At 55.7% G+C, this 533-nt stretch carries 2 protein-coding genes; both read right to left on the bottom strand.

Annotated features, from left to right (window positions below):
• A partial coding sequence (locus AC1RPV_RS07595; protein ID WP_481764176.1) for a hypothetical protein occupies positions 1-245 on the bottom strand: 245 nt, incomplete at its 3' end.
• On the bottom strand, positions 242-517 hold the full coding sequence (locus tag AC1RPV_RS07590) for a hypothetical protein (protein ID WP_281106397.1): 276 nt from the start codon (positions 515-517) through the stop codon (positions 242-244). The genes AC1RPV_RS07595 and AC1RPV_RS07590, both read right to left, overlap by 4 nt.
• Positions 518-533 lie beyond the last annotated feature (16 nt).

Here is a 533-nt window from a genome sequence, read left to right as displayed (position 1 = left end):
TGTGCGCTCAGCCGGGCGCGCGGAATCACGTATTCGATAGTTGCCGCGTAGTATCGCCATTCTTTCGTGGTGTGGCGTCCCGATTTCGGCCCATGGAAGCGCTGCTGATACGCAACCTCTTCGGCGCAACGTGCTTCTGCTTCTTCACTGGTCTGGTACGCAGCGAAGTTCTCGTTGTCCTCCGGATACTCACCGTCGAAGTAGTTCGCGAGGTAGAGAGTGCGGGTGCTATAGTTCTGGCTCACAGGACCTCCGAGATGTCAGGGATCGGGTGCCAAGCAACAACGTAACCCTGATCCTCATAGTTTTCTGGGTACATGCCCTCACGCAGATCGGCTTCGACCCAACCGCCGTGCACCTTGGAATAGGCCCACAGTTTCGGCGGAATGTAGCGTGTGCCATCCTCACGTTCGAGGCAGACAATGACGGGCTCCGAATAGTCGTTACCGTAGTACATGTCGTACAGAGGTGCCGGCTTAGGACTATCCGAAAACTCGCGAATCCAATGTTTATGCATCTACTTCGTCCTCGTC

The organism is Dellaglioa sp. CoH-55-MRSF-9, from assembly GCF_056782155.1.
This window is presented reverse-complemented; position numbering and strand designations above follow the sequence as displayed.

Bases quoted from the DNA above. Each gene is read 5' to 3' on its own strand.
- AC1RPV_RS07590 (WP_281106397.1), bottom strand. From the start codon at position 517: ATGCATAAACATTGGATTCGCGAGTTTTCGGATAGTCCTAAGCCGGCA.